This is a genomic window from Xanthomonas sp. SHU 166, from assembly GCF_000364685.1.
GTDB classification, from domain to species: Bacteria; Pseudomonadota; Gammaproteobacteria; order Xanthomonadales; family Xanthomonadaceae; genus Xanthomonas_A; species Xanthomonas_A sontii.
Window position 1 is genome coordinate 1 of sequence record NZ_AQOJ01000853.1, and the last position, 1,232, is coordinate 1,232.

Below are 1,232 nucleotides of genomic sequence, written 5' to 3' on the forward strand. Positions count from 1 at the left end.
GGCCTGCGGCAGCGACGTGCTGCCGCTGGCGGTGACGCCGGCCGCGGTGAGCAGCGAGCGTACGCTGCCGGTCGCGCTGGACGCGGGCGCCGACGCGCCGCGTTATTGCGGCCGCGTGGTCGAGGACCTGGATCCGGCGGCGAAGACGCCGCTGTGGATGGCCGAGCGCCTGCGCCGCAGCGGCGTGCGCCCGCTGTCGCTGCTGGTGGACATCACCCAGTACGTGATGCTGGAACTGGGCCAGCCGATGCATGCCTTCGACCTGGACACCTTGCAGGGCCCGATCGGCGTGCGCCACGCGCGCGGCGGCGAGACCCTGACCCTGCTCGATGGCCGCGAGGCCGTGCTGGATCCGGCGTTCCTGCTGATCACCGATGCCGATCGGCCGGTGGCGCTGGCCGGGCTGATGGGCGGCCACGCCACCCGGGTCACCGAGACCACCCGGCACGTGTTCCTGGAGGCCGCGCATTTCGCGCCGGCCGCGATCATGGGCCGCGGGCGCAAGCTCGGCCTGCACACCGATGCCGGCCACCGTTTCGAGCGCGGGGTGGATCCGGCATTGCCGCGACAGGCGCTGGAACTGGCGACGCGGCTGGTGCTGGAACTGGCCGGCGGGCGCGCCGGCCCGGTGGTCGAGGCCGCCTTGCCCGAATTCCTGCCGGCGCCGGCACCGATCGCGCTGCGCCGCGCGCGCATCCTGCGCGTGCTCGGCATCGAGATCGCCGACGCCGATGTGGAGCGCATCCTGCGCGCGCTGGGCATGGACGTGGTCGCCTCGGCCGACGGCTGGCAGGTCACCGCGCCGAGCCGCCGCTTCGACATCGCCATCGAAGAGGATCTGATCGAGGAGCTGGCGCGTATCCACGGCTACGACCGCCTGCCGACCACCTTGCCCGGCGGCGCCACGCGCATCGCTATGGACAGCGAGACCCAGCTGGACGAGCGCAGCGTGCGTCGCCAGTTGCTGGCGCGCGATCTGCTGGAAACCATCAACTACGCCTTCGTCGATGCTGCGCTGCTGGACCAGTGGGGCCTGCACGACGGGCGCGTGGCCCTGGCCAATCCGCTCAGCGCCGAACTGGCGGTGATGCGTCCGTCGCTGCTGCCGGGGCTGGTCGCCGCGCTGGGCCGCAACGCCGCGCGCCAGGCCGGGCGCGTGCGCCTGTTCGAGCTGGGCAAGGTGTTCGCCGCGGCGGCGGAAGCCGGCGCCGCGCCGACCGAAACCCAGCGGG

1 protein-coding gene is annotated in these 1,232 nt (G+C 73.6%); it reads left to right on the plus strand.

What is annotated here, in order from left to right; translation table 11 throughout:
- Positions 1-1,232 (plus strand): phenylalanine--tRNA ligase subunit beta (locus tag D180_RS19460; protein WP_017914088.1); only part of this gene is annotated, 1,232 nt, incomplete at both ends.